This window comes from Nonomuraea sp. NPDC050680, assembly GCF_040654555.1.
GTDB lineage: Bacteria > Actinomycetota > Actinomycetes > Streptosporangiales > Streptosporangiaceae > Nonomuraea.
Map to the genome: position 1 here is coordinate 276,789 of NZ_JBFAIF010000005.1, position 24,107 is coordinate 300,895.

25 protein-coding genes are annotated in these 24,107 nt (G+C 68.5%); 10 read left to right on the plus strand and 15 right to left on the minus strand.

The features are described from left to right. Positions 1 to 162: 162 nt before the first annotated feature. From AB0H88_RS21220 to AB0H88_RS21260, 9 genes are all read right to left on the minus strand, one after another. Positions 163 to 1,362 (minus strand): hypothetical protein, encoded by a 1,200-nt coding sequence (locus tag AB0H88_RS21220; protein ID WP_357646863.1) that lies wholly within the window; start codon positions 1,360 to 1,362, stop codon positions 163 to 165. Between the two features lie 240 nt (positions 1,363 to 1,602). Continuing rightward, complete coding sequence (locus tag AB0H88_RS21225) at positions 1,603 to 1,959, minus strand: hypothetical protein (protein WP_357646865.1); 357 nt, start codon at positions 1,957 to 1,959, stop codon at positions 1,603 to 1,605. A 122-nt stretch (positions 1,960 to 2,081) separates the two neighbouring features. Next, entirely contained in the window at positions 2,082 to 2,459 is a 378-nt protein-coding gene (locus AB0H88_RS21230) for a hypothetical protein (protein ID WP_357646867.1), read from the minus strand. Positions 2,460 to 2,506: 47 nt separating this feature from the next. Next, a complete protein-coding gene (locus AB0H88_RS21235; RefSeq protein ID WP_357646869.1) occupies positions 2,507 to 3,034 on the minus strand; it encodes a carboxymuconolactone decarboxylase family protein in 528 nt (175 codons plus the stop codon). Further along, the gene (locus AB0H88_RS21240; protein ID WP_357646871.1) at positions 3,031 to 4,551 is read right to left on the minus strand and encodes a glycoside hydrolase family 13 protein; all 1,521 of its coding nucleotides are present in this window, start codon (positions 4,549 to 4,551) and stop codon (positions 3,031 to 3,033) included. The genes AB0H88_RS21235 and AB0H88_RS21240 overlap by 4 nt, the downstream gene beginning before the upstream one ends. Before the next feature lie 3 nt (positions 4,552 to 4,554). Continuing rightward, positions 4,555 to 5,484, minus strand: coding sequence for a carbohydrate ABC transporter permease (locus tag AB0H88_RS21245; protein WP_357646873.1), 930 nt, complete (start codon positions 5,482 to 5,484; stop codon positions 4,555 to 4,557). Continuing rightward, positions 5,481 to 6,347, minus strand: coding sequence for a sugar ABC transporter permease (locus AB0H88_RS21250; protein ID WP_357646875.1), 867 nt, complete (start codon positions 6,345 to 6,347; stop codon positions 5,481 to 5,483). The genes AB0H88_RS21245 and AB0H88_RS21250 overlap by 4 nt, the downstream gene beginning before the upstream one ends. A 5-nt stretch (positions 6,348 to 6,352) precedes the next feature. Then, the gene (locus AB0H88_RS21255; protein WP_357646877.1) at positions 6,353 to 7,702 is read right to left on the minus strand and encodes an extracellular solute-binding protein; all 1,350 of its coding nucleotides are present in this window, start codon (positions 7,700 to 7,702) and stop codon (positions 6,353 to 6,355) included. Between the two features lie 93 nt (positions 7,703 to 7,795). Beyond that, positions 7,796 to 8,782, minus strand: coding sequence for a LacI family DNA-binding transcriptional regulator (locus AB0H88_RS21260; RefSeq protein ID WP_357646879.1), 987 nt, complete (start codon positions 8,780 to 8,782; stop codon positions 7,796 to 7,798). A 238-nt stretch (positions 8,783 to 9,020) separates the two neighbouring features. Between AB0H88_RS21260 and AB0H88_RS21265 the strand changes: the two genes are divergently transcribed. Continuing rightward, entirely contained in the window at positions 9,021 to 12,284 is a 3,264-nt protein-coding gene (locus AB0H88_RS21265; RefSeq protein ID WP_357646881.1) for a discoidin domain-containing protein, read from the plus strand. Between the two features lie 60 nt (positions 12,285 to 12,344). On the opposite strand, the gene AB0H88_RS21270 is transcribed toward AB0H88_RS21265, so the two are convergent. Further along, positions 12,345 to 13,217 carry a sugar kinase gene (locus AB0H88_RS21270; RefSeq protein ID WP_357646883.1) on the minus strand — a complete coding sequence of 291 codons (873 nt, stop codon included), beginning with the start codon at positions 13,215 to 13,217 and terminating at the stop codon, positions 12,345 to 12,347. A gap of 191 nt (positions 13,218 to 13,408) precedes the next feature. On the opposite strand from AB0H88_RS21270, the gene AB0H88_RS21275 reads away from it, so the two are divergent. Both AB0H88_RS21275 and AB0H88_RS21280 read left to right on the plus strand, forming a co-directional pair. Then, positions 13,409 to 14,146, plus strand: coding sequence for a hypothetical protein (locus AB0H88_RS21275; protein ID WP_357646884.1), 738 nt, complete (start codon positions 13,409 to 13,411; stop codon positions 14,144 to 14,146). A 166-nt stretch (positions 14,147 to 14,312) separates the two neighbouring features. Then, positions 14,313 to 15,020 (plus strand): maleylpyruvate isomerase family mycothiol-dependent enzyme, encoded by a 708-nt coding sequence (locus AB0H88_RS21280; protein WP_357646886.1) that lies wholly within the window; start codon positions 14,313 to 14,315, stop codon positions 15,018 to 15,020. Between the two features lie 97 nt (positions 15,021 to 15,117). On the opposite strand, the gene AB0H88_RS21285 is transcribed toward AB0H88_RS21280, so the two are convergent. From AB0H88_RS21285 to AB0H88_RS21295, 3 genes are all read right to left on the minus strand, one after another. Then, a complete protein-coding gene (locus AB0H88_RS21285) occupies positions 15,118 to 15,351 on the minus strand; it encodes a DUF3040 domain-containing protein (RefSeq protein ID WP_357646888.1) in 234 nt (77 codons plus the stop codon). 85 nt (positions 15,352 to 15,436) lie between these two features. Next, positions 15,437 to 15,682 (minus strand): type B 50S ribosomal protein L31, encoded by a 246-nt coding sequence (locus AB0H88_RS21290; RefSeq protein WP_357646890.1) that lies wholly within the window; start codon positions 15,680 to 15,682, stop codon positions 15,437 to 15,439. A gap of 28 nt (positions 15,683 to 15,710) precedes the next feature. After that, complete coding sequence (locus tag AB0H88_RS21295) at positions 15,711 to 16,472, minus strand: SDR family NAD(P)-dependent oxidoreductase (protein ID WP_357646892.1); 762 nt, start codon at positions 16,470 to 16,472, stop codon at positions 15,711 to 15,713. Positions 16,473 to 16,514: 42 nt separating this feature from the next. Here AB0H88_RS21295 and AB0H88_RS21300 point away from each other — a divergent pair, with 42 nt between their 5' ends. Together AB0H88_RS21300 and recQ are read left to right on the plus strand one after the other, a co-directional pair. Further along, positions 16,515 to 17,708, plus strand: coding sequence for an MFS transporter (locus tag AB0H88_RS21300; RefSeq protein ID WP_357646894.1), 1,194 nt, complete (start codon positions 16,515 to 16,517; stop codon positions 17,706 to 17,708). Between the two features lie 4 nt (positions 17,709 to 17,712). Beyond that, positions 17,713 to 19,521, plus strand: coding sequence for a DNA helicase RecQ (gene recQ / locus AB0H88_RS21305; protein WP_357646896.1), 1,809 nt, complete (start codon positions 17,713 to 17,715; stop codon positions 19,519 to 19,521). Between the two features lie 243 nt (positions 19,522 to 19,764). On the opposite strand, the gene AB0H88_RS21310 is transcribed toward recQ, so the two are convergent. After that, positions 19,765 to 20,361, minus strand: coding sequence for a helix-turn-helix domain-containing protein (locus AB0H88_RS21310; RefSeq protein WP_357646898.1), 597 nt, complete (start codon positions 20,359 to 20,361; stop codon positions 19,765 to 19,767). A gap of 36 nt (positions 20,362 to 20,397) precedes the next feature. After that, complete coding sequence (locus AB0H88_RS21315; protein WP_357646900.1) at positions 20,398 to 21,213, minus strand: hypothetical protein; 816 nt, start codon at positions 21,211 to 21,213, stop codon at positions 20,398 to 20,400. 345 nt (positions 21,214 to 21,558) lie between these two features. Between AB0H88_RS21315 and AB0H88_RS21320 the strand changes: the two genes are divergently transcribed. The 5 genes from AB0H88_RS21320 to AB0H88_RS21340 all read left to right on the plus strand — a co-directional run bounded on the left by AB0H88_RS21320 (position 21,559) and on the right by AB0H88_RS21340 (position 24,067). Next, positions 21,559 to 21,795: a CocE/NonD family hydrolase gene (locus tag AB0H88_RS21320; protein WP_357646902.1), complete on the plus strand. Its 237-nt coding sequence runs from the start codon at positions 21,559 to 21,561 to the stop codon at positions 21,793 to 21,795. Between the two features lie 95 nt (positions 21,796 to 21,890). Then, positions 21,891 to 22,037 carry a hypothetical protein gene (locus AB0H88_RS21325; protein ID WP_357646904.1) on the plus strand — a complete coding sequence of 49 codons (147 nt, stop codon included), beginning with the start codon at positions 21,891 to 21,893 and terminating at the stop codon, positions 22,035 to 22,037. Between the two features lie 260 nt (positions 22,038 to 22,297). Continuing rightward, a complete protein-coding gene (locus AB0H88_RS21330) occupies positions 22,298 to 22,780 on the plus strand; it encodes a hypothetical protein (protein WP_357646906.1) in 483 nt (160 codons plus the stop codon). A gap of 149 nt (positions 22,781 to 22,929) precedes the next feature. Next, the gene (locus tag AB0H88_RS21335; RefSeq protein WP_357646908.1) at positions 22,930 to 23,259 is read left to right on the plus strand and encodes a hypothetical protein; all 330 of its coding nucleotides are present in this window, start codon (positions 22,930 to 22,932) and stop codon (positions 23,257 to 23,259) included. Positions 23,260 to 23,461: 202 nt separating this feature from the next. Further along, the gene (locus AB0H88_RS21340; protein ID WP_357646910.1) at positions 23,462 to 24,067 is read left to right on the plus strand and encodes a hypothetical protein; all 606 of its coding nucleotides are present in this window, start codon (positions 23,462 to 23,464) and stop codon (positions 24,065 to 24,067) included. Positions 24,068 to 24,107: the final 40 nt, after the last annotated feature.

The window sequence follows — 24,107 nt, forward strand, 5'->3', positions numbered from 1 at the left end:
GAAGCGGAGGGCTCTGGAGAGGACCGGGCGCGTGCCTCTCATGCGAGGCCCTGCCAGGACATCCTGCCAGAACGTGAACGATTGACACACGACATGCGTCAACCATAGGTTGACGGACGCATGGCGTCAACCTCGCGTTGACGCCAGGCAGTCGCTTCGGCGTCAGTAGCCGCCGGTGACCCGTACGCCGGAGCCGATCGAGCGTGGGATGCCGACGTTGTCGACCAGGTTGCCGGTCGACGCGATGGACAGCCCGTTGCCTCTGCCCCTCCTGAACAGCAGGCCGGTTTCCCGTCTGGTGCCGTGGCCGAGGATGGAGTTGCCGGTCACCGTGGCGTGTCCGGTGCCGTAGTTCACGGAGTCGAGGGCCAGGTAGACGAAGGAGGGGTCCTGCTGCGGGGCGGGCGCCTTGCCGTACTGGCGGGTGTTCGCGGGCTGGGTCACGGCGGGTCGGGGCCCGAATTTGTGGATGAGGTTGTTGGAGATCGTGGTGCCGGCCTCGCCTTGGAGGTCGCAGCGGATGCCGTAATAGGTCTGCCTCGCGGTGGCCTTCGTGCCGAAGTCCTCGATGTAGTTGTTGTGGATGGAGGTGCCGAAGCAGCGGTGGGCGTCGATGGCGTTCTTCGGCGTCGCGTACAGGTGCAGGTCGCTGAACGTCCATCCGGCCGAGTTCTCCGCGTCGACGCCGCTCTCGCCGCTGAAGCCGATCCACGAGCGCTGGAACGTCCAGTCGGTCACCGCGTTGCCGGGGTCGACCACCTTGAGGCCGGAGCCGCCCGCCCGCTCGATGTAGACGTCGCTGATCACGCTGTTGACCATGGTGTTGCGGAGCCGGGTGCCGTTCTTGGAGGGGTTGCTGACGCGGATGCCGTCGCTGGGCGTGCCGAGGATGTCCACGTCATAGATCCGGCTGTCCCATGAGCGCAGCATCAGGCCCACGGTGCCGGTGTTGTGGTCGCGGTTGCCATCCAGTGTTAGCCGCTCGATGCGGACAGGGTCGGAGCTGTACGCCTGGTCGGTGACCCAGGACTCCGAGGCCAGCATGGCGGGCAGGTTCGCGCCGTCGGCCTGCTTGATCACCGTCCCGGCCTTGGCGTCACCCCGGTACGTCCGGCGGCCGCGCAGGGTGATGGTCCTGTTGATCAGGCACGGGCCCTTGAACACGACCTCGTCGCCCTCCTTGGAGGCGTCGATGGCGGCCTGGATGGTCCTGGCGTCGGCGGCCGTGTTGACGCAGGTGGCGCTCACCCTCGCGGCTATGGCCGGGGCCGAGGCCAGCGGCTGGATCACCACCGCGCTGCCGGAGGCGGCCAGCGTCAGGGCGATGGCCCCCGCGGTCTGGCGTGGGCGTGGTTTAGGCACGTGCAATCCCCTTCCGGGCATTCCGGAAATGACCTGAGGACCGCGGCGTGTGAACGTCCCCCGACGCCCCTGCGGTCTCCGGTGCCGAGCCTCATGGAAGGATCCCGATCTGCTCGGGAGAACTCCCCAGACCTGCCCGAAACTTGGTGCCTAGCCGAATGGTTCCAGTGACTCTCCAGTGGTTTCAGTGGTCGGAGTTGCGCCCCGGCCCTTGCCTGACGCATGGCCGGGCGCGGGTGGTCAGCGGGATGAGGAGGGTGCCAGGTGGACGGTCGCCGAGTTGTGGGTGATCGACAGCACTCGTACGGCCAGCGCGCCGACCGAGCCGTTGCCGCCCACGCTCAGCTGCGTGGACGAGGAGACGCCGGGCCCCGTCCCCTCGACCTTTACCGTGGCGCCGATGCGCGCGATCGACAGCGTGGTGAAGCCGAGGGTGCTGGAGACGGGGAAGCTCACCGGCTTGGTGATGGTGATCTTGCACTTCCCGTCGAAGCACTCGCTGACGTCGCGCGTCTTCCCCGCCGAAGCCGCGGCGACGGACGCGCCGGAGACGACGACGGCGGCGGCGCAGGCGAGCGCCAGGCAGGTTGTGGCCATCCGATGCATGGTGTCCCTTTCGGTGGTCTCCGTCAGGTCAAGCGACCTGATGTGACTGATCAGCTACCAAGGGTAGTGACGAGAAGAACGCCGAGACCCGGAAGACACGCAACGGGAGTGCGTCAGCGTGGTGTGAGGCGGATGGTCGCCGACTTCTGGGCGACCGACACCCTCACGGACAGGTTGTTGATCGTCCCCCGGCCGCCCGAGCCGAGCACCACTGTCGAGGAGACGCCGGGCCCCGTGCCCTGCACCTTCACCATGCCGGAACCGACTCGCGCGATGGACAGCCGGGTGAAGCCGTACCGGCTGGAGATGCGGAATCTCACCGCCTTGGTGATCGTGATCTTGCACTTCCCGTCGAAGCACGCGCGTACGTTCGGCGGCTTCGCGGCCGCAGCCGCTATGGGAGCGGCAGCCGATGCCGGAGCGGCGAAGAGGGGGACGGCGGTAATGGCGGCGAAAGCGAGTGTCAGGCAGGTTGTGACCGTTCGATGCATGTTGTCCCTTTCGTTGATCTCAACATACGGCTGGGACGGCTGACGGCCTAGACGCGGAAGACGCGCAGTTGGAGTGCCAGCGTGGTGTAGTAGCCGACCAGCGTGGTCAGCTCGAACACCACGCGCTCCCCCAGCCGCGCGTACTCCGCGTCGTCGAGGTCGGCCCGTGCCACCAGCGCCCTGGTGACGCCGAGCACCGCGGCCTCCTCCGGATCCGGCAGGTCCAGTGGCGCGCCGGTGCGCAGCGCCATGAGCTCGTCGTCGGTCAGGCCGAGCCCGCGCCCGATCTCCTCGTGTACGCGCTGCTCGAAGGCGCTGTCGCAGTGGCCGGCCACGACCAGGATCGCGATCTCCCTGGCCCGGGAGCTCAGCACGGAGCGGTAGCGGATCGCCGCGCCGAGCTCCTGCAGCGCGTCGCCCACCGGCGGGCTGAGCAGCATCGCGTTGAACGGGCCGATCAGCCCGCCTTCGTCGTCGAGCATCGAGGTGCCGCGTGGGCCCGCGATGATCTTCTCGTAGAGGGACAGGGCGTCAGCGTCGAGATGGGCCGGTGGCTTGGACGGCAGGCGTTTCACGCTGGCGATGTTAGCCAGACGGTCGTGTCGGACGGCAGGGCGCCGTCCTCCAGAGGTCCGCTGGTCAGCAGCACCCGGCCCGGCGGCAGCGGTACGGGAGCGGTGCCCAGGTTGGACACGCAGGTCAGGCCGGACTCCCGGGTGAAGGCCAGGACGTCTGGCCCCATCGTGAGCCACTTGAGCGTGCCGTCGCCCAGGAGGTCGCGGCGGTGGGCGAGCGCGGTGCGGTAGAGGTTGAGCATCGAGCCGAGGTCGGCCGACTGGGCCTCGGCCGTTACCTTGCGCCAGCTGTCGGGCTGCGGCAGCCAGGTGCGGGCCCCACCGAAGCCGAAGCCGAACGGCGGCTCGTCGCCCGCCCACGGAAGCGGCACCCGGCAGCCGTCCCTGCCCCGGTTGGTGCCGCCCGAGCGGTGGTACATGGGGTCCTGGCGCTGTTCGTCGGGCAGGTCCTCGACCTCCGGCAGGCCGAGCTCCTCACCCTGGTAGACGTAGACGCTGCCGGGCAGCGCCATGGCCAGCAGGGCCGCCGCCCTGGCCCGTCGGTAGCCGAGTTCCGGGTCGGAGGGCACGCCGTGCAGGCGCCCGCCGTGCGCGAACGTCGTGTCCGCCCGGCCGTACCTGGTCACCGGGCGGGTGACGTCGTGGTTGGACAGGACCCAGGTCGGCGGGGCGCCGACCGGCGCGTGCGTGGTCAGTGTGAGGTCGATGACCCGGCGCAGCTCGGCGGGCTCCCACGGGCAGGCCAGGAAGTCGAAGTTGAAGGCGGTGTGCAGCTCGTCGGGGCGCAGGTAGCGGGTGAAGCGTTCCTGGTCGGGCAGCCACACCTCGCCGATCAGCACCCGGTCGCCGTACTCGTCGGCGACCTCGCGCCAGCGCCGGTAGACCTCGTGCACCTCGTCGAGGTCCTCGTACGAGGTGTCCGACTTGAACAGCAGGGCCGCCGAGTCGATCCGGAAGCCGTCGACGCCGCGCTCGAACCAGAAGCGCAGCACGTCCTCGAACTCGCGGTGGACCTCCGGGTTGTCCCAGTTGAAATCCGGCTGTTCTGGAGCGAAGAGGTGCAGGTACCACTGTCCGTCGGCGACCTGTGTCCAGGCGGGCCCGCCGAAGATCGACTGCCAGTCGTTCGGCTCGTCACGGAACCAGAACCGGTCCCTGGCCCCGCGGTCGGTCAGCGCCTCCTGGAACCAGGCGTTCGCCGTGGAGCTGTGGTTCGGCACCACGTCGATGATGACCTTGATGTCGAGCTCGTGCGCCTCCTCGATGAACGTCTCCGCCTCGGCCAGAGTGCCGAACACCGGCTCGATACCCCGGTAGTCGGCCACGTCGTAGCCGCCGTCGGCCATCGGCGACGGGTACCACGGGTTCAGCCAGATGGCGTCGATGCCGAGTTCCTTCAGGTACGGCAGGCGCGAGCGCAGCCCGGCGAGATCGCCGATGCCGTCACCGTTGCCGTCGGCGAAGCTGCGCAGGTAGACCTGGTAGATCGCGGCCCCCCGCCACCACGTTTGCGACATGCGCTATCCCTTAATGCTCCCGGCGGTGAGACCCGCCATGATGTGCCGTTGGAAGATGAAGAAAACAATGATCATCGGGATGCCGGCGATGACCAGGCCGCCCATGATCTGGTTCTGGCTCACCGCGCCGGCGGTCTGCGACAGGCCGACGCTGACCGTCATGTTCTCGCTGTCGGTCATGACCAGCAGCGGGAGCAGGAAGTCCTTGAAGGCGGTGACGATCGTGAAGATGGAGACCACGCCGAGGATCGGCCTGGAGATCGGCAGGATCACCGACCACAGGACCCGCAGCGGCCCGGCGCCGTCGATCTGGGCCGCCTCGACCAGCTCCCGCGGGATGGAGTCGAAGAAGCGCTTGAGCAGGAAGATGTTGAAGCCGTTCGCCGCCGCGGGGAACCACAGGCCCCAGGCGTTGTTCAGCAGGTGCAGGTCGACGATCGTGACGTACAGCGGGATGATCACCACCATCGGCGGGATCATCAGCGTGGCCAGCATCGCGCCCAGCACCACGTTCCCGAACATCGGCCGCAGCTTCGACAGCGCGTACGCCGCCGCGACGTCCACGGCCATGGAGAACAGCCAGGCGCCCAGCGCGTAGAAGGCGGTGTTCTTCAGCAGGACGCCGATGTCGAACAGGTCCCACGCCTCGATGAAGGCGTCGAACGTGGGGTGGGCGGGGAACAGGGTCGGCGGCATCTGGGCGATCTCCTCGCCCGTCTTCATGGCGCCGGTGATCATCCAGTAGAGCGGGAAGACGAAGACCAGGGTGGAGCCGGTGACGACCGCGATCAGGACGGCCCAGTAGATGCGTCGCCCCCACCTGCTGTTGAGCTGATGCGGCGAGACGATCGTACGAAACTGGACCTCGATCCGCTTAGGCGCTCTCTTCTCCCGCCGCGCCCCGGTAGCCGCCCGGGCACCGACGGAGATCATGCTTTGTCCTCCCTGGTCAATCGCAGCTGGAAGGCCGCGAAGGCGAGGAGCACGATCATCAGCATCATGCCGAGCGCGCCGCCCGCGCCGTAGTCCTGGAGCGTGAACGCGAACTGGTACATCTGGAAGGCGACGGTCATCGTGGCGTCCTCCGGGCCGCCGCCGGTGAGCATGTACGGCTCGATGAACACCTGCATGGTGGCCACGACCTGCAGCATCAGCATGAGCAGCAGGATCAGCCGGGTCTGCGGGATGGTGACGTGCCTGATCCGCTTGAAGATGCCGGCCCCGTCGAGCTCGGCCGCCTCGTACAGCTCGGGCGGGATGTTCTGCAGCGCGGCCAGGTAGATCAGTGTCGCGCTGCCCATGTTCATCCAGGTCGCGACGATGACCAGGGAGATCAGCGCGGTCGAGGAGGAGTCGAGCCAGGCCAGGGCCGGCAGGTGGAAGAAGTCGAGCAGCTGGTTGAACAGTCCGGGCCCGGGGTCGAAGAACCACCTGAACAGCAGCACCGCGACGATCGGCGGCAGCATGACCGGCAGGTAGACCACGAACCGCAGGTAGGCCCGGGCGTGGCGCAACTCGTTGAGCACCAGTGCCATGACGAACGGCACGGCGTAGCCGCAGAGCAGGGCGAGTGCCGTGAACTCCACGGTGTTCAGCCATGCCTTGCCGAACGACGGGTTCTGGACGACGGTCAGGAAGTTGTCCAGTCCCACCCAGGTGGGCGGGTTGACCAGGGTGGTCTTCTGGAAGCTGAGGACGAACTCCCTGATCATCGGGTACCACGCGAAGACCGCGAAGCACGCCAGCGCCGCGCACAGGAACCCGTAGGCCGTCAGATTGCGCCTGAGGACACGCATCCAGGTCAGCCCTTGGTCGCCAGCATCGAGTTGGCCTTGGTCTCGGCGTCGGAGAGCAGGCTGTCGATGTTGGCGTCCTGGCGGCTCAGCACGCCCGACATGGCCACGTCGAGGATGGCGTACAGCTCCTGGGCGTGCACCGGCTCGGCCTTCGGCGGGATGGTGGCCGCGGCGTCCACGTACGGCTGGTAGTTCGCGACCGGCAGCGTGGCGTTCGCCGTGCGGTCCTGCTTGATCGCCTTGCCGGTGGCCGAGTCGCCGTAGACGTCGTTGTCGGGCACGCCGACGGGGTTGCCGAGCGTCTTGCCGCGGGCGAAGTCGAAGCGGCCCTTGCCTGCGGTGTTGAAGCGGAAGTCGACCCACTCCAGTCCCGCCTTGGCCTCGGCGGGGGTGGCCTTCGGGTTGATCATGTACGCCTCGCCGCCGCTCAGCGACGCCTTGGCCTCGGGCAGGCCGGTGATGCCGTAGTCGGCGACGCTGCCCTTGAACTTGTTGACGACGTCGGTGACCACGTCGGGCGCGCCGAGCATCATGCCGACCTTGCCGCTGCCCATCGCCATCATCAGCGACTCCCAGCCGACCAGCAGCTTGTTGCCCATGCTGTTGTCGACCCAGCGCATGTCGTGCAGGTTCTGCAGCACGGCCTTGCCCTCGGGCGAGTTGAACGCGGCCTTCTTGCCGTCGTCGGTCACCATGCTGCCACCGCGGCCGTAGATGGCCTGGGTGAAGTGCCAGCCGCCGGTGTTGCCGCCGGAGTACTCGCCGTAGCCGACGTACCCGGCGCCGAGGCCGGCGATCTTCTTGGCCGCCTCGCGGACCTCGGCCCACGTCTTGGGCGGCGTGTTCGGGTCGAGCCCGGCCTTGGTGAACAGCGCGCGGTTGTAGACCAGGCCCACGCCGTAGTGCACGTTCGGCACGCCGTACACCTTGCCGTCCTTGGTGACCAACTGCCTCACGTCGGGCCGCAGGTCGTTCCAGTTCTTGATCTCGCTGGTGTACGGGGTGATGTCCAGCGCCTGGCCCTGGCCGATCACGTCGTTGTAGTTCGTCACGGGCACCACGAAGACGGTCTCCATCTGGCCACCCGCCAGCTTGGGCCCGAACGTCTTGGGGTCGTAACACGGCTGCTGGTCCGTGCTCTTCACTGTCACGCCGGGGTGCGCCTTCATGAACGTGGCGACGTCGTCGTCCCAAGCCTGCCGCTCCTTGGGCGCGGACTTCGCCGGCTGGCAGGCCACCGTGATCGACACCGGGGCGGCTCCGCCCGCCGTCGACTTGGCGGGCTCGCCCGAACCACAGGCCGTGGCGGACAGGCCGAGAACGGTGACGACTAACAGTCCTGTGGATCTCTGCATGGGCTGACCCTTCTAATGCGAGGTGCCCACACCATAGGTTCGCCGACCGATCTCCGCAATATTACGACTGTGGATTGCAAGATAACGACTGGATTAAGCCTTGCGCGCCGTGGACGCCCGTACGACCAGCTCCGGCTCGAACAGCAGCTCGTCGGCGGGGACCACGGCCTTGTCGATCTGGGCGACCAGCAGGTCCACGGCGGCCCGGCCCATCGCGTCGATCGGCTGGCGGACCGTGGTCAGGGGCGGGTCGGTGCAGTTCATCAGCGCCGAGTCGTCGAAGCCGATGACCGACACGTCGGCCGGCACGGTCAGCCCCGCGCGCCGGGCGGCCCGGACCGTGCCGAGCGCGAGCAGGTCGCTGGCGCAGATGATGCCGCTCACTCCTCGCCTGACCAGCCTCGCGGCCGCCGCGTGCCCGCTCTCCAGCGCGAACATCGTGTGCTCGACCAGCTCGGGATCGCCGCCACCCGCGAGGAACGTCTCCAGCTTGCGCCGCGACGGCATGTGGTCCTTCGGTCCGAGCACCATGCCGACGCGCTCGTGACCGAGCGCCCGCAGGTGGGCCAGGGCCATCTCGGCGGCCACGATGTCGTCGCACGACACCTGCGGGAAGTCGAGGTGGGCGACGGCCGCGTTGACCAGGACCGTGGGCAGCTTGCGCTCGTGCAGCAGCGCGTAGTGGGCGTGCGAGGCGTCGGCCTGCGCGTAGTGGCCCCCGGCGAAGACCACGCCGCTGACCTGCTGCTGGAGCAGCAGATCGACGTAGTCGGCCTCGGAGACGCCGCCGACCGTCCTGGTGCAGAGCACCGAGGTGAAGCCCTGCTGGGCCAGCGCGCCGCCGACCACCTCGGCGAAGGCGGGGAAGATCGGGTTCTGCAGCTCGGGCAGCACCAGGCCGACCAGCCGGGCCCGGTCGCCGCGCAGCTGGGTGGGGCGCTCGTAGCCGAGGACGTCGAGCGCGGTCAGCACGGCCTCGCGGGTCGCCTCGGACACCCCGGGCTTGCCGTTGAGCACGCGACTCACGGTCGCCTCGCTCACCCCGACCTTCTTGGCCACCTCTGCGAGTCGTCGTGTCATGCGCAAACTATAAGGCCGATCACGCAAGGGCTTGCAACCGCTTACGCGGATCCGACGTCTCCCGCTTGCGGCCGGTCGCCGCCGATATTTAGCGGACTTACGCCTCCTGACCAGCCAGAGGGGAGGGCTGCAGCCGTCACTTGTCAGTCAATTCTTTGCGAAATGTCGTCGAAATATTGCTGCCTTCTGCTGGACATCTTATGGTTCGGCCATCGTCTTCCTCGAAGGGCCATCCCCCATGAGAGCTGTCCTAGCCGCCCTTGCGTTAGTCATCGGAGTCCTGGCCGCCCCAGCGTGGGCGGCCGACACCAACCTCTCCGCCGGCAAGACCGCCACCGCCAGCAGCTTCACCGACGTCTATCCCGCCCCCAACGTCACCGACGGCGACCAGGCGACCTACTGGGAGTCGGCCAATAACGCCTTCCCCCAGTGGGTGCAGGTGGACCTCGGCTCCGCCGCCACCGTGAACCAGCTGACGCTCAAGCTCCCGAGCGGCTGGCCCAGCCGTACGCAGACGCTCACCGTGCTGGGCAGCGCGAACGGGACGAGCTTCAGCACCATCAAGGACGCGGCCACCTACACCTTCAACCCCACGGCGACGATCCCCCTCAGCGCTTCCGGCACGCGCTACGTGCGCCTCCAGATCACCGCGAACAGCGCCTGGCCCGCCGGTCAGCTCTCCGAGTTCGAGGTGTATGGCCAGGCGGGCCCCGGAGATCCAGGTGACGGGACGAACCTGGCGACCGGCAAGCCAATGACCGAGTCGTCGCACACCCACACCTACGTGGCGGCCAACGCCAACGACGGCAACGTCCAGACGTACTGGGAAGGCGCCGCCTATCCCAACACGCTGACCGTGCGACTCGGCGCGAACGCCGACCTCACCTCCATCGTGCTCAAGCTCAACCCCGACCCCGCCTGGGCCCGGCGTACGCAGACCATCCAGGTGCTCGGCCGCGAGCAGAGCGCCACCGGCCTGTCGAGCCTGGTGGCGCAGGCCGTCTACACCTTCGACCCGGCCACCGGGAACTCCGTGACGATCCCGGTGACGGCCAAGGTCGCGGACGTGCAGCTCAAGATCACCACGAACTCGGGGGCGCCCGGCGGGCAGGTCGCCGAGTTCCAGGTCTTCGGCACCCCGTCGGCCAACCCCGACCTCACGGTCAGCGGGCTGACCTCGTCGCCGGCGACCCCGGTCGAGACCGACGCGGTCACGTTGTCGGCCACCGTCAAGAACGCCGGCACCGCCCCCTCCGCCGCGACCTCCGTCAATTTCTACCTGGGCACCGTCAAGGCGGGCACCGCGAACGTGGGCGCCCTGGCCGCCGGGGCCTCGGCCACCGTGTCGGGCGCCATCGGCGCGCGGGACGCGGGCACCTACCAGGTGAGCGCCAAGGTCGACGAAGACGGCAAGGTCGTCGAGCTGAACGAGGGCAACAACACGGCCACCACCTCACTGACCGTGAAGCCGGTCGACACCGCCGACCTGGTCGCGGCGCCGGTGGCCTGGACGCCGGGCAATCCCGGCCAGGGCGACACCGTGACGTTCTCGGTGGGAATCAAGAACCAGGGCAGCCTCGCCTCCAGCGGCGGCTCCCACGGCATCACGCTGACCGTCGCCGACGAGTCCGGCACGGTCGTCAAGACGCTGACCGGCGCCACCAGCGGCGCGATCGCGCCGGGCGCCACCGCCGGGCCGGCCGGGCTCGGCACCTGGACCGCCGCCAACGGCAGGTACACGGTCAAGGTGGTGCTGGCCGACGACGCCAACGAGCTGCCGGTCAAGCGGGCCAACAACACCAGCACGCAGCAGCTGTTCGTCGGGCGCGGCGCGCACATGCCGTACGACACCTATGAGGCGGAGGACGCGACCATCGGCGGCGGCGCCACCCGCATCGGCCCGAACAGGACCGTCGGCGATCTGGCCGGCGAGGCGTCCGGACGCCGGGCGGTGACTCTGGGCACGAACGGCTCCTACGTCGAGTTCACCACCAGGGCGGCCACGAACACGCTGGTCACCAGGTTCTCCATCCCGGACGCGGCGGGCGGCGGCGGGACCAGCTCGTCGCTGAACGTCTACGTCGACGGAACCTTCCTCAAGACGATCGACCTGACCTCCCGCTACGCCTGGCTCTACGGCCCTGAGGCGGGCCCCGGAAACTCCCCCGGGTCCGGGGCGCCGAGGCACATCTACGACGAGGCCAACCTGCTGCTCGGCACCACGGTCCAGGCCGGACACAAGATCAAGCTGCAGAAGGACGCGGCCAACGGCTCGACGTACACGATCGACTTCGTCGACCTGGAGCAGGTGACGCAGATCCCCAACCCGGACCCGGCGCACTATGCCGTACCGGCCGGTTTCACCCACCAGGACGTGCAGAACGCGCTCGACAAGGCGCGCCAGGACAGCACGCTCGTCGGCGTCTACCTGCCCGCGGGCGACTACCAGACGGCCAGTAAGTTCCAGGTGTACGGAAAGGCGGTCAAGGTCGTCGGGGCCGGGCCGTGGTTCACCAGGTTCGTCTCACCGTCGGGGCAGGAGAACACCGACACCGGCTTCCGCGCGGACGCCACGGCCAACGGGTCGACGTTCGCGAACTTCGCCTCCTTCGGCAACTACACCTCCCGCAACGACGGCCCCGGCAAGGTCTTCGACCTGGCCGGCGTGGCGAACATGGTGATCGACAACATCTGGGTGGAGCACCAGATGTGCCTGCTCTGGGGCACCAACACCGACAACATGACGATCAAGAACTCGCGCATCCGCGACACCTTCGCGGACGGCATCAACATGACCAACGGCAGCACCGGCAACCTGGTCACGAACATCGAGGCCCGCTCGACGGGCGACGACAGCTTCGCGCTGTTCTCGGCCATCGACATCAACAACGGCGAGCAGCGGGACAACGTCTTCGAGAACCTGACGTCGCTGCTCACCTGGCGGGCCGCTGGCGTGGCGGTCTACGGCGGGTACGCCAACACCTTCAGGAACATCTACGTCGCCGACACCCTGGTCTACTCGGGCGTCACGATCAGCTCGCTGGACTTCGGCATCCAGATGCTCGGGTTCGGGGCCAGCCCGCCGACGAGCTTCGAGAACATCTCGCTGGTCAGGGCCGGCGGGCATTTCTGGGGCCAGCAGACCTTCCCGGCGATGTGGGTGTTCTCCGCTTCCAAGGTGTTCCAGGGGATCAGGGTCAGCAACCTGGACATCGTCGATCCGACCTACCACGGGATCATGTTCCAGACGAACTACGTGGGCAACCAGCCGCAGAACCCGGTCAAGGACACGATCTTCACGAACGTGTCGATCAGTGGGGCTCAGAAGAGCGGGGACGCCTTCGACGCCAAGTCCGGTTTCGGAGTCTGGGCCAACGAGCTTCCTGAGCCGGGCCAGGGGCCGGCTGTGGGCTCTGTGACGTTCAACAACCTGAGGTTCGGCAACAACGCGCAGAACATCAAGAACACGACGTCCACCTTCACGATCACGGTCACCCCCTGACAGCGGCTGGGGTCCTTTTGGAGGGCCCCCCTTCCGGGGAGCGGAAAAACGGGCCGTGCGCTAGATGTCGGCCCTGGTGGGGAGGCCCTGCCAGTCGCTGGCGCTGGTCACCGCGGCGGCGCTCAGCAGCGTCCCGCGGTGCAGGCGCTCGGGTGGGGTCAGCCCGTCCAGGGCCGCGCTGATGTAGCCGGCCACGAACGCGTCGCTCGCGCCCGCGGTGTCCACGATCGGCACCTGCGGGCCGGGCGCGTCGTAGCGCATGCGGTCCGCCCGTACGCTCGCGCCCTTCAGGCCGCGGTTCACCACGACCTCGCGCTCCGGCGTGAGCGCGGGCTTGACCAGGTCGAGCTCGTCCTGGCCGAGGAAGAGCAGGTGGGAGGCGCAGGCCAGCTCGCCCAGCACCTCCTCGGCCTCGCGTACCGACGGCCAGAGCTCGGGTACGTAGTCGACGGCGAAGGAGATGGCCACCTCGGCGGTCTTGGCCGCGCTCACGGCCGTGCGGACCGCCTCCAGGGTGTCCCTGCCGAGCCCCGCCGTCAGGCCGGTGACGTGCAGCATCTTCGCGGAGCCGATACGGTCGATGGGCACGTTGCCGGGCTTCAGGCTCGTACCGGCCGATCCGCTGCGGTAGTGCGTGAGGCGCTGCTCGCGGCCCACCCGCGCCTCCCTGAGGAGCAACCCGGTGTGCGCGCCCTCGATGACCCTGACGTCCGCCGCGTCCACGCCCTCGCCCCGCAGCACGGTGAGGACTCTGGCGCCCAGCTCGTCGTTGCCGACTTTGCCCAGGTAGGCGGCCTTATGTCCGAGTCGGGACAGGGCGATGGCGAGGTTGAACTCCGGGCCGGTGACGTCCAACCGGGCTTCGGTCTCATGACGTACCCGGCCGCTGGACACGACCCCCAGCGCCTCGCCGAGCGTGTAGACGTCGGTCATGCGGCAGACTGTAGCCGGTCAGGGGGTCACAAATCGGATTTTTTGGTAACGGTCCTGGTCAAGACCGTGATCAAAGATTTTCTGTAACTTTAGACAACCTTTTCCCCATCTTGTGCCTCAAAGTAGTAGAGGAGGTTGGCTATCCCGAGCCGGCCTCAGCGAAACGGGGAACGAGAGGAATCAGCACCCTCATGAAGAACATCGCTGTAGGACTCGTCTCTGCCCTTGTGGGCGGGACACTTCTGATCTCGGGCGCCGGGGCCGCGTCGGCTACGACGAAGGCTCCGACCGTCGACATCAGGGACATTTCACCGAACCCGGTCGTGGTCAAGGCCGGTAGCGAGACGGACGCCTTCTTCAAGGTCGACGCCAGCTCGGACGTCGAGAAGGTCCAGCTCAGTGTGGAGCCGGTCAACCCGCAGGCCCGCACCCTGCGGGCCAAGGACGTCAACAAGGTCGAGAGCTGGCGCTTCTCCGTCCCGTTCAACGAGAACGACCAGGACGGCAAGTGGAAGGCCACCGCCCAGGCCTTCGACAAGGACGGCAAGGTCGTCGACACCGACACCGCGTTCTTCGCCGTCGAGATCCAGAAGGGCAAGGCGGAGACGCGCATCTCGCGCTTCAGCGCCGACCCGTCGAAGGTCCGCAAGGGCAGGACCATCTGGTTCTCCGGTCGTCTCCAGGTCAACGACGACGACCGCTGGAAGGGCGTCCGCGGTGAGCGGGTCAGCATCTTCTACAAGGCCAACGGCTCCAGCGGCTGGAAGTGGGTCGCCTCCGACCGTACCGGCTGGAACGGCAAGATCGAGGCCAGGACGCGCGCCTACAAGAGCGGCGTGTTCAAGGCCGTGTACGCGGGCGACGACGAGCTCGACGGCGCCACGAGCGGCACCGACTACGTGCGGGTCGTCCCGCGCTGGTACCGCTAAGCACCATGCCGGCTCCGCTGAGCACGTCTGAGCGGAAACCTGGCTGGACACATCTGAGCGGAAGCCCGGTCCCCCTGTGGGGGCCGGGCTTCCGTCTTGTCCGGAGCTTGACCGTTCTGCGCCGCGCCTTTCGTGAGAGACGACAGCCGACGGGTAGCTTCGAGGTATGGCTGATGATCTGTTGAAAGAGTTCGATCCGTTCGACGGTTTCGACGCGGAGGCGGCCAGGCTCGACCGCTTCTTCGCCGGTCTCGATGACGCCGGATGGGCGCGGCCGTCGCGCTGCGAGGGATGGTCCGTCCGCGATGTCCTGGGCCATCTGGCGGGTGAGGAGCTCTACAACCACGCCTGCCTCGACGGCAATGTGCAGCACCTGCTGGCCCGCCTCGCCAGGGAGGGCGTCAACGGCTTCCACGACTTCAACGAGTGGAGCGTACGACAGCGCCGGGACATGCCCGTCGAACAGGTGCTGGCCGAATGGCGGACCGAGAACGCCGACACCCGGCGCCGCATGCGGGAGCTCGGCCGGGACGCCTCGCTCGACACGATGGCCGGCCCGTACCCGGTGGGGTTGCAGGCCCTCCACTACGACTCCGAGTACGCCACGCACGCCGACGACGTCGGCGCGCCGGTGACGGCGGAGGAGGCAGAGGGCCGGACGCGCTGGCGGGTGGCGGTGGGCCGGTTCGCCCTGTCGGAGCAGGAGGCGGATGTCCAGGTGGAGCAGACGGCCGAGGAGCAGGTCGTGGTGCGCACGGACGGGTTGAGCGCGACGCTGGCGCCGCAGGAATTCGTCGAGGCCACGGTGGGGCGCCTGCCGGCCGGCCACGATCTCGACCCGCGGATCGCCTCGGCCCTGAGGTGCTTGGCCTGAGCTACCGGGCTTTGAGGTGCGTGGGCTCAGGTGCGTTTTGTGTGAAGGGTGCGTTTTGTGTGAAGGCTGCGTTTTGCGCGAAGGCGGACGCGTTCGCTCAGGCGGTGATGACAGCCAGCACGAGCAACAGCACGGCGATCACCCCGAGCAAGGCGATCAGCCAGATGTGCGCCCCGGCCCACGACTGCATGCGCTCGCGGTAAGCCCCCGCGTCCGACCCTGTCTCGATCTTGTTGATTGCGGCTACCCGCCGCGCCATGTCGGGGTCCTCCAGCTCAAGTGCCTGCTCGATTTCCCCGAGGATGCGGCGTTCCCTTCCGGTTAGACTCATTCTGACCACCATCACTCCACGCCGGTGAAAGCCATGTACCCACTAGTAACCGGCACATGCGGGCTTCCACCGGCGGAAGTAGCGATCAGACCTTGCCGTAACGCTGCTTGAAGCGCTCGACGCGCCCGGCGGCGTCGAGGACCCGTCCGCGCCCCGTGTAGAAGGGGTGGCTCGCCGAGGAGACGTCGACGTCGACAACCGGGTAGGTGTGGCCGTCCGCCCACTCGACGGTCCTGTCACTCGTCAGGGTCGAGCGGGTGAGGAAGGCGAACCCGACGCTCGGGTCGCGGAAGACGACTGGCTGGTACGAGGGGTGCAGGTTCTTTCTCATGCCCCCTGCAACCGTACGACAATGGTTTTCATTCCCTGAATTCGGGATCGAGTCCGAGTGCCGCGCGGCCGCCGTCCACCGGGAGGGTCGCGCCCGTGACGAAGGCGGCGCCGTCCGAGAGGAGATACGCCACCGCGTCGGCCACCTCGTCCGCTCCCGCGACCCTGCCGAGGGGGTGCAACCTGGCCATCTCCGCCTCGATTCCCGCCGCCACCTCGGACGGCTGAGCGGCCAGGAACTCGGCGTACCTCTCCGTCGCCACCGAACCAGGGGCCACCGCGTTGACCCGGATGCCGCGCCTGCCGTACTCGACGGCTAACGCCCTGGTCAGGCCCTCGATGGCGGCCTTCGCGGTGGAGTAGGGCAGGCTGCCGGGCACCGCCCTGCGCGCCTGGTGGGAGGTGATGTTGACGATGGCGCCGGCCGTACCGGACTGGAGGAAGCGCCGCACGGCGGTGGCGCAGCCGACGACGGCGAGGTCCAGGTTGACGGCGATCAGCTCGCGGATCTCCGCGGTCGTGGCGGTGTGCACGGACGCGTCCCTGAAGACGGCGGCGTTGTTCACCCAGCCGGACAGCCTGCCCGCGTCCTGCGCGAGGTCGGCGGCCTGCTCGGTGACCGTCTCGTCCGCCGCGTCGCCGACGACCGGGATCACCCGGGGGCCCGCCCAGTCCAGCGCGGCGGGGTCGCGTTCGACGGCGACCACGGTGGCCTCGTCCTTGAGGAGCCGTTCCACCACGGCCCGGCCGATGCCCCGGCCGCCGCCGGTGACGACAAAGGTGGGATTCATGTCACAGTGTCCATAGCTTGGTGAACGGGAACGACATCATGCGTGATCGCCTCGTCTGCTCGCCTGGTCGGTGCGCTGGCGATCACCCAGACCGCCGGATACGGCATCCTTTACTACGCTTTCTCGGTCTTCATCACCCCGATGGCTCGCGATATGCACGCGGGGGTCGCCGAACTCACCGGCGGGATAACGCTGGCCGTACTCGTGTCGGCGGTCGTGGCGCCGCCCATCGGCCGATGGCTCGACCGGCACGGCGGGCGCGGCCTGATGACGGCGGGCTCGGCGCTCGGCGCGGCGTCCGTGCTCGCCTGGTCGCAGGTGCACACCCTGGCCCAGCTCTATCTCGTCTGCGTGGTGCTCGGCGTCGCCTCCGCGATGGTGCTGTACGAGGCCGCGTTCGCGGTGATCGTCGCCTGGTTCGACGCGGCGCGACGGTCGCGGGCCCTGCTCGCCGTGACCGTCGTCGCCGGCTTCGCCTCCAGCATCTTCCTACCCTTGACCGGCTTCCTCGTCGATCGGTACGGCTGGCGGCAGGCCTTGGTCATCCTGGCCATCGGCTACGCCTTGACGGCCATACCCCTGCACTTCCTGGCGGTACGGAACCGCCCCTCTCCTGGGGTCGTGGACCGGGGCGTCGTCGGGGCTGCGCTGCGGGAGCGGCCGTTCTGGCTGCTGGCGGCGGCGTTCCTGACGCAGACGGGCGCCGTGTCGGTCATGGGCGTGCTGCTGGTGACGTACCTGATCGCGCTCGGCCACTCGCCCCTCTTCGCGGCGAGCGTGGCGGGCCTGCTCGGCGTGCTGTCGGTGACCGGCCGGCTGGTGACCACGGGCCTGCAGGGGCGATGGCCGGTGGCGCTGATCACCGCAACCGTGTTCGGGTCGCAGGGCGCCGCCGCGCTGCTGCTGCCGGTGGCCGGGCGGAGCGTGGCGGGCGCGGTCTGCGGCGTGGTGCTGTTCGGGCTGGGGTTCGGGGTGGCGACGATCGCCCGTCCCGCGCTGCTCACCGAGCGGTACGGCACGAGCGCCTACGCGACGCTCAGCGGGGCCCTGGCCCTGCCGATCACCGTGGCCAAGGGCGTCGCCCCGCTGCTCGCGGCGGGCGTCGCGCAGCTGGCCGGGTACTCTGCGGTGATGGTGGCGCTGGCGGCGGCCTGCGGGCTCGGCGCTCTCTGCCTGGTGGCCTACGATCGCCGTGGGCGAACAGAGCGAACGGCCTCCGGCGAACACGTAAGGTAGCCGCATGGATACCCCAACCGAGGCTCTCCACCGCGTGTTCGGCTACGACTCGTTCCGGGCCGGACAGCAGGAGATCATCGATCACGTCGTCGACGGCGGCGACGCGCTGGTGCTCATGCCGACCGGCGGCGGCAAGTCGCTGTGCTACCAGATCCCCGCGCTGGTCCGCGCCGGGGTCGGGGTGGTCATCTCACCGCTGATCGCGCTGATGCAGGACCAGGTCGACGCGCTGACGGCGCTCGGCGTGCGCGCGGGGTTCCTCAACTCCACCCAGGACTTCGACGAGCGACAACGGGTCGAGGCGGCCTTCCTCGCGGGCGAGCTCGACCTGCTCTACCTGGCGCCGGAGCGGCTGCGGGTCGAGACGACGCTGCGGCTGCTGGCCAAGGGCGAGATCTCGCTGTTCGCCATCGACGAGGCGCACTGCGTGTCGCAGTGGGGACACGACTTCCGTCCCGACTACCTGGCGCTGTCGGAGCTGCACGAGCGCTGGCCGGAGGTGCCGCGCATCGCGCTGACCGCGACCGCCACCCCGGCCACCCACGCCGAGATCGCCTCACGGCTCCGGCTGGAGCAGGCCCGGCATTTCGTGGCCAGCTTCGACCGGCCCAACATCCACTACCGCATCGCCACCAAGAGCGAGCCGAAACGCCAGCTCCTCGACTTCCTGCGCACCGAGCACGAGGGCGACGCGGGCATCGTCTACTGCCTGTCGCGCTCCTCGGTCGAGAAGATCGCGGCCTTCCTGGTCGACAACGGCATCGCCGCCGTGCCCTACCACGCGGGCCTCGACAACCGCACCCGTGCCGCGCACCAGGCGCGCTTCCTGCGTGAGGACGGGCTGGTCGTGGTGGCCACGATCGCGTTCGGCATGGGCATCGACAAGCCCGACGTACGCTTCGTCGCCCATCTCGACCTGCCGAAGTCCGTCGAGGGCTACTACCAGGAGACCGGCCGGGCCGGGCGCGACGGGCTGCCCGCCTCCGCCTGGATGGCCTACGGCCTGCAGGACGTGGTCCAGCACCGGCGGCTGGCCATGGAGGGCGACGAGGCCCACCGGCGCCGCCAGGTGCTCCATCTCGACGCGATGCTGGCGCTGTGCGAGACGGTCGAGTGCCGCCGGGTGATGCTGCTCGACTACTTCGGGCAGAAGGGCTCCGAGCCGTGCGGCAACTGCGACACCTGCCAGGCGCCGCCCGAGTCGTGGGACGGCACGGTCCCCGCCCAGAAGGTGCTCTCCACGGTGCTGCGGCTGCGCCGCGAGCGAGGGCAGAAGTTCGGCGTCGGGCAGATCGCCGACATCCTGCTCGGCAAGAAGACGGCCAAGGTGCTGCAGCACGGCCACGACTCGCTGAGCGTGTTCGGGGTGGGCGCCGATCTGGGCAACACCGAGTGGCACGGGGTGGTGCGCCAGTTGCTGGCGCAGGGGCTGCTGGCCGTCGAGTCCGACTACGGCGCGCTGGTGCTCACCGACGCGAGCGCCGACGTGCTGCGCGGGCAGCGCGAGGTGCGGCTGCGCCGCGACCCCGAGCGGGCCGCGCGGGCGAAGACCGCCAAGACCGGTGCCAAGGACCGTCCCGTGGTGGAGCTGCCGGCGGACGCCGCACCGGTGTTCGAACGGCTGCGCACGTGGCGGGCGGCGACGGCCAAGGAGCAGGGGGTGCCGGCTTACGTGATCTTCCATGACGCGACACTGCGGGAGATCGCGACGCTTTCGCCGTCGACGCTGGCGGAGCTGGGGACGGTCAACGGGGTGGGCGAGAACAAACTGGCCAAGTACGGCGACCAGGTCCTGGAGACGCTCGCGTCGTGACATGGTCCGCTCGTTCGGCGGCCGTTAGTGGGGGCGACGGCCGCACGAAGATCGGCCGTCGCCACCACGCTGCTCGCCCTGGTCTCGGCGCTGGGCTTCACCGCCGCGTCGACAAGGCCGCACATGCATTCATCGGTCTGGTACGGCCTGGGGTACAGGGCCGCCCTCGCACTCATGCGCCGCTATCCGTACCCGCATCTCGGCCGGATCATCCGTCGGCGGAACCCCTGATTAGCGAGCAGATCACCCGTCGGTGCTCTGTTTCCCCACAGATGGGTGGATAGCGATGACCAGACGGTGGGGCCGTCCACCCTCGGCCTGTTCGTCGTGATACTTGCTGACCAGCGCGGCCACCACTCCGGACAGCTCCTCGGCGAAGGCCGCACGGTCGGCGGCGGAGGCGAAGCGGACCTCGCCGTCGATGCCGAACGTCGCCACCCGCCTCTTGGCCTTCGTGGCACCGGTGATGAGGGCGCCCACGTCACGTACCAGGCGAGCGGCCAGGGCGAGCAGCCAGCGGGCCGAGAGCTGGTCGGGGGAACGGGACGGGTCGGGCTGGACCGCCGACAGGGCCGTCGGCGAGATGACGTAGGAGGCAGCCGATGCTTGCATGACGCGTTCGGTGCAGTTGCCCTTGCGCCGCTCCTCGACGAGTTCGACCAGACCGTGGCTTTCCAGGGCTCGGAGGTGGTAATTCACCTTCTGCCTGGCCAGACCGACCTTGGCGGCCAGCATCGTGGCCGATCCCGGCTCGGCCAGTTCGGCCAGCAGCCGGGCGCGTACCGGATCCAGCGACGCCTCGGCGGCGGCCGGGTCCTCGATCACCGCGACTTCGTACATGGCTCCACGCTGACACCGACAATTAATGCTGTCAAGCTACTTCCTGTTGTCAGTCCAGTGGGGGTCGCGGCCCAGGTAGGCGAGCAGACGGTCCTGAGCTGGGGCTCGGGGGGCGGCGTTCAGGGGTACGGCGAATCGGGCGGGCCGGTCGGCGTCCGTGACGAAGAGGCGGACCAGCGGGAGGAGCTCGGCCGCCACGTCGTCCGGGATGGGGCGGGGGTGACCGCACGCTTGGGACACGTCCCAGGCGTGCACGGCCACCTCGACGGCGCCTACGGCGGACACCATCGCGGCCGTCAAGGGGCAGCCGCCGACGGAGATCACCGCGTCCTTGGCCCCTGCCCAGGCGTGGAGCAGGCTGGTGGCGCGGTTTCGCAAACCGTCAGCGCCCTCGCCGTGGACGTCATGGCCGCCGTGGACGTCGCCGTCGTCTCCGTCGTGGCACTCGTCTCCGTCGTGGCGCTCGTCTCCGTCGTGGCGCTCGTCTCCGTCGTGGCGCTCGTCTCCGTCGTGGCGGTCACCGCTGTCTCCGTCGCCGTCGCCTTCGCCGTGGCGGTCGCCGCTGTCGCCGCCAGCGCTGTAGCGGTCGCCCCTGTCGTCGCTCAGCGAAGAGACGAGGGCGACATGTCCTAAGGTTGCGGCTTCCGTCAGTGCCGCGAACGAGTCGTTCGTGTGTGCCAGCAAGGTCCGTAGGTCCCAGCCGTGGCACGGGGTTGGACGGTCCAGATCGGCGGACGTGGCGAGGCGCAGGCAGTCCAGCGCGTAGTCGGCGGCCCGGCCCAGCAGCGCGACCCCGCCGAGCCACGCGTCACCGGCGGTGTTGGCGTGGCTCGTGGGTGGGGGCTCTCGCATCTTCGCCTCCTTCTCGTCTGTCCTCGTCATGTCTCGTCTGTGCAGACAAGGCGACGAGGAGGAAGTCACCGGTCCCACGTCGGCCGACGGTCTCCGGTGGCCGTCGGCCGACGCCGTATGCGCGTACGAGCTCGAAGACCCGCCGACTGCCGGCAGGCGCCTTGGTTCCGTTGAGGCAACATCCTTCTCACCGTCAACCACTGTTCCTTCCGCCCCGGAGCTCTACTCTGGGGGCCGAGCTGGAGGACATCTCATGGGCATGCTCGGCAGGCTGTTCGACAGGTTCCTCGGGCTGCCGGAGGCGGTGGTCGATGATGTGGCGTCGCTCGTGATCTGCGAGTCTCGATGCCCGACGGCGTGGTGCTGCTAGCCGATCGCTACCGACCGCGCGGTGCCGGGCCGCTGCCCGTGGTGTTGATGCGCACGCCGTACGGAAAGCACCGGATCGACGCGAAGGCGTTCGCGAGCGTACTGGTCAGCTCGCGCGCAACCATGGGACCGGGGAGCCGGCGGCGGGGGCCGTGCGGACACGGGGTACCCGGTTCGAGGTCTTTCATGGTCAGGAATATCCCTCCGCAATGATCCTTCCCATCCTCGGAAATAGATAAATGCCACAAATGCCCCTCCATTATGGCCATGGTCGATTATTCGAGGCGAGAGGGAAGTAGCCTCTTAGCATGGATCCAGATCGTGGTCGTCACGAATGGGGCGATCGAGGCAGAAAACGAACAGTCATCACCGGCTGCCTGGTGGTCTGCGGCGTCGGCGCCATTGTCTGGCTGATTGCCCTGGGCCTGATCTGGTATTTCTTTTTACGATCATAAAGCTCTCCCGGGGCCTTGGGGCGGACGGGGCGGAGGGATCTTCATGCTTGCGGTGGGGCAGATGTCCCGTGGGCGGACCTCGCTGCCCGTTACGCTCATGACACAGGGCGACGACTGCGGGCAGGCGCGCGGTCGGCGTCCGGCTTGTACGGTGGCCTGGTGGATAGGGCACTGGAGATGCTCAACGATGGTGACGCGAGCAGCCCTCCTCTCATGCATACGGCGTTCGTGCCTGGAAAGCGCTGGTCCGGGGAGCGGCCTTGAAGCCGAAAACCTATGTCACCGCTGGTTTAGCAGTGCTGTTCGCCGCCTCATTCGGCCTGCTCTATCCGGCCATCGGTGAATTCACTGGCTTCTACTGCGTTCCCCGCAAGCTTCACGACATCCGACCGCCGGCGGAAAGCACCTCACCCGAAGACGTCGTAAGGACTTACCTGAAGGCGATCATAGCGAGAGACATCGGCACTGCCCGCCGCTTGTCCACCTCAGAATTCGCCGATCGCGAGGAGTCTATGGCCGACAGTCCATTCTGTAGCTGGACCGATCTTACGGCAGTCACCATCCATCCGGCCTATCCTGATGTGGATGGCACGGGTAGGTATACAACCGTAATGAACGTCTCGGTAAGACTCGAACTCAAAAGCCACGACCGAAACGCGCCGTATGAATACAGCTGGGGTTACTGGCTCGAAAGAGACCCACCGAGAAGGAGCTGGCTTATTTTCGAATCGGGAGAGGAATAGGACCTCGGCCATTTCCGCGTGACGAGCTCCGACCGTTTCCGGGCTGCTGACCGCGAAGGCATCCGGTGAAAAGGCATCCGGTGACAGGTGGAACGGGATGGAACGCCTCTCAGGCGTAAGCCCCAACGATCGAAGCTCGGGGAGATCCCATGAAGTACCTGACCAAAAAGCTGCTGGGCGCGCTGGCTGCGACGACGCTGGCCGGTTCCGGCATCGTCGCGGGCGCCCTCGTCGCCGCTCTGCCCGCCTCCGCCGACGCCTCCACCAACGTCACCGTCCGGAGCGGCGCGCTGTTCGACGGGTTCGGCAAGGGCATCGAGGAGGACGCCGCGCTCGCCAGCGCCGAGGCCGCCGCCAGGCAGAACGCGTTGAACCACGGGTTCACGGCGTGCGAGGTGTTCGAGTCGGTGGCGTCCCAGGACGCGCGTTCGCATGTGTGGTTCGCGGTGGTCACGGTCCGCTGCGAAGACGCCTCGTAGGGCGCCGGCCGAGTACGGACGCCAGCCGGGTACGGGCGCCAGCCGGGTACGGGCGCCAGCCGGGTACGGGCGCCAGCTGAGTACGGGCCTCTCGCTCCACGGGCGCGAGGCCACGGGCGGGTTCCTAGATCCGCGCCGAACCCTGAACCAGGAACCTCTTGCCGCTCTCCGGAGTACGTGTCGTGAGAGCGAAGGAGGTTCGATGAGACGGATGACAATCGGCGTGGTGCTCATAGTGGCCGCCGGCTGCGCGAGCAGCGGCCAGGCGGCGCAGCCGCGAGAGGCGGCCACAGCGCCCGCCACCGGCGGGGCCGGCTCGCGGACACCAGCCGGAGCACGGACAGCGACCGGGACACCGACGCCGGCCGGGGCACCGACATCAGCCGGGACACCGACGCCGGCCGGGGCACCGACATCAGCGACGGAGACTCCGACGCCCGCCACCACCGGGGTGGCGTGTCACGGGACGCCGCTGATCACCCAAGGGGACGGGTTTCCCGAGGTGCGCGGCGTCTCGCAGGGCGCTGAGGTGTGGGGGCTGCTGTTCGCTCCGGTTCCGTTCAAGCGGGGCAAGGAGGTCAAGATCGTGTGGCGGATGACCGGTGAAGGGCCGCTGAAGGTCACGGCCGCGCTGCCCGACGGCACCCGCGCGAAGCCCACATTCGGTCCCGAGCAGCACGGCGGCTCGACCTGGCGGCGGCCGGGTGAGGAGTGGGGCACGGGCTTCGTCTTCCCCAAGGCCGGGTGCTACCGCGTGAACCTGACGCGGACCCACGGATCCGGACACCTGTGGCTGCCCGTGAAATGACCCCGCCGCGAGGCACCAAGGAGGGCGCTGCGACGTGGCT

Bases quoted from the DNA above. Each gene is read 5' to 3' on its own strand.
- AB0H88_RS21285 (WP_357646888.1), bottom strand. From the start codon at position 15,351: ATGAGTCTAACCGGAAGGGAACGCCGCATCCTCGGGGAAATCGAGCAG.
- AB0H88_RS21265 (WP_357646881.1), top strand. From the start codon at position 9,021: ATGAGAGCTGTCCTAGCCGCCCTTGCGTTAGTCATCGGAGTCCTGGCC.
- AB0H88_RS21255 (WP_357646877.1), bottom strand. From the start codon at position 7,702: ATGCAGAGATCCACAGGACTGTTAGTCGTCACCGTTCTCGGCCTGTCC.
- AB0H88_RS21260 (WP_357646879.1), bottom strand. From the start codon at position 8,782: ATGACACGACGACTCGCAGAGGTGGCCAAGAAGGTCGGGGTGAGCGAG.
- AB0H88_RS21280 (WP_357646886.1), top strand. From the start codon at position 14,313: ATGGCTGATGATCTGTTGAAAGAGTTCGATCCGTTCGACGGTTTCGAC.
- AB0H88_RS21250 (WP_357646875.1), bottom strand. From the start codon at position 6,347: ATGCGTGTCCTCAGGCGCAATCTGACGGCCTACGGGTTCCTGTGCGCG.
- AB0H88_RS21325 (WP_357646904.1), top strand. From the start codon at position 21,891: ATGGATCCAGATCGTGGTCGTCACGAATGGGGCGATCGAGGCAGAAAA.
- AB0H88_RS21270 (WP_357646883.1), bottom strand. From the start codon at position 13,217: ATGACCGACGTCTACACGCTCGGCGAGGCGCTGGGGGTCGTGTCCAGC.
- AB0H88_RS21295 (WP_357646892.1), bottom strand. From the start codon at position 16,472: ATGAATCCCACCTTTGTCGTCACCGGCGGCGGCCGGGGCATCGGCCGG.
- AB0H88_RS21290 (WP_357646890.1), bottom strand. From the start codon at position 15,682: ATGAGAAAGAACCTGCACCCCTCGTACCAGCCAGTCGTCTTCCGCGAC.
- AB0H88_RS21240 (WP_357646871.1), bottom strand. From the start codon at position 4,551: ATGTCGCAAACGTGGTGGCGGGGGGCCGCGATCTACCAGGTCTACCTG.
- AB0H88_RS21230 (WP_357646867.1), bottom strand. From the start codon at position 2,459: ATGCATCGAACGGTCACAACCTGCCTGACACTCGCTTTCGCCGCCATT.
- AB0H88_RS21225 (WP_357646865.1), bottom strand. From the start codon at position 1,959: ATGGCCACAACCTGCCTGGCGCTCGCCTGCGCCGCCGCCGTCGTCGTC.
- AB0H88_RS21335 (WP_357646908.1), top strand. From the start codon at position 22,930: ATGAAGTACCTGACCAAAAAGCTGCTGGGCGCGCTGGCTGCGACGACG.
- AB0H88_RS21310 (WP_357646898.1), bottom strand. From the start codon at position 20,361: ATGTACGAAGTCGCGGTGATCGAGGACCCGGCCGCCGCCGAGGCGTCG.
- AB0H88_RS21340 (WP_357646910.1), top strand. From the start codon at position 23,462: ATGAGACGGATGACAATCGGCGTGGTGCTCATAGTGGCCGCCGGCTGC.
- AB0H88_RS21320 (WP_357646902.1), top strand. From the start codon at position 21,559: ATGCCCGACGGCGTGGTGCTGCTAGCCGATCGCTACCGACCGCGCGGT.
- AB0H88_RS21275 (WP_357646884.1), top strand. From the start codon at position 13,409: ATGAAGAACATCGCTGTAGGACTCGTCTCTGCCCTTGTGGGCGGGACA.
- AB0H88_RS21245 (WP_357646873.1), bottom strand. From the start codon at position 5,484: ATGATCTCCGTCGGTGCCCGGGCGGCTACCGGGGCGCGGCGGGAGAAG.
- recQ (WP_357646896.1), top strand. From the start codon at position 17,713: ATGGATACCCCAACCGAGGCTCTCCACCGCGTGTTCGGCTACGACTCG.
- AB0H88_RS21315 (WP_357646900.1), bottom strand. From the start codon at position 21,213: ATGCGAGAGCCCCCACCCACGAGCCACGCCAACACCGCCGGTGACGCG.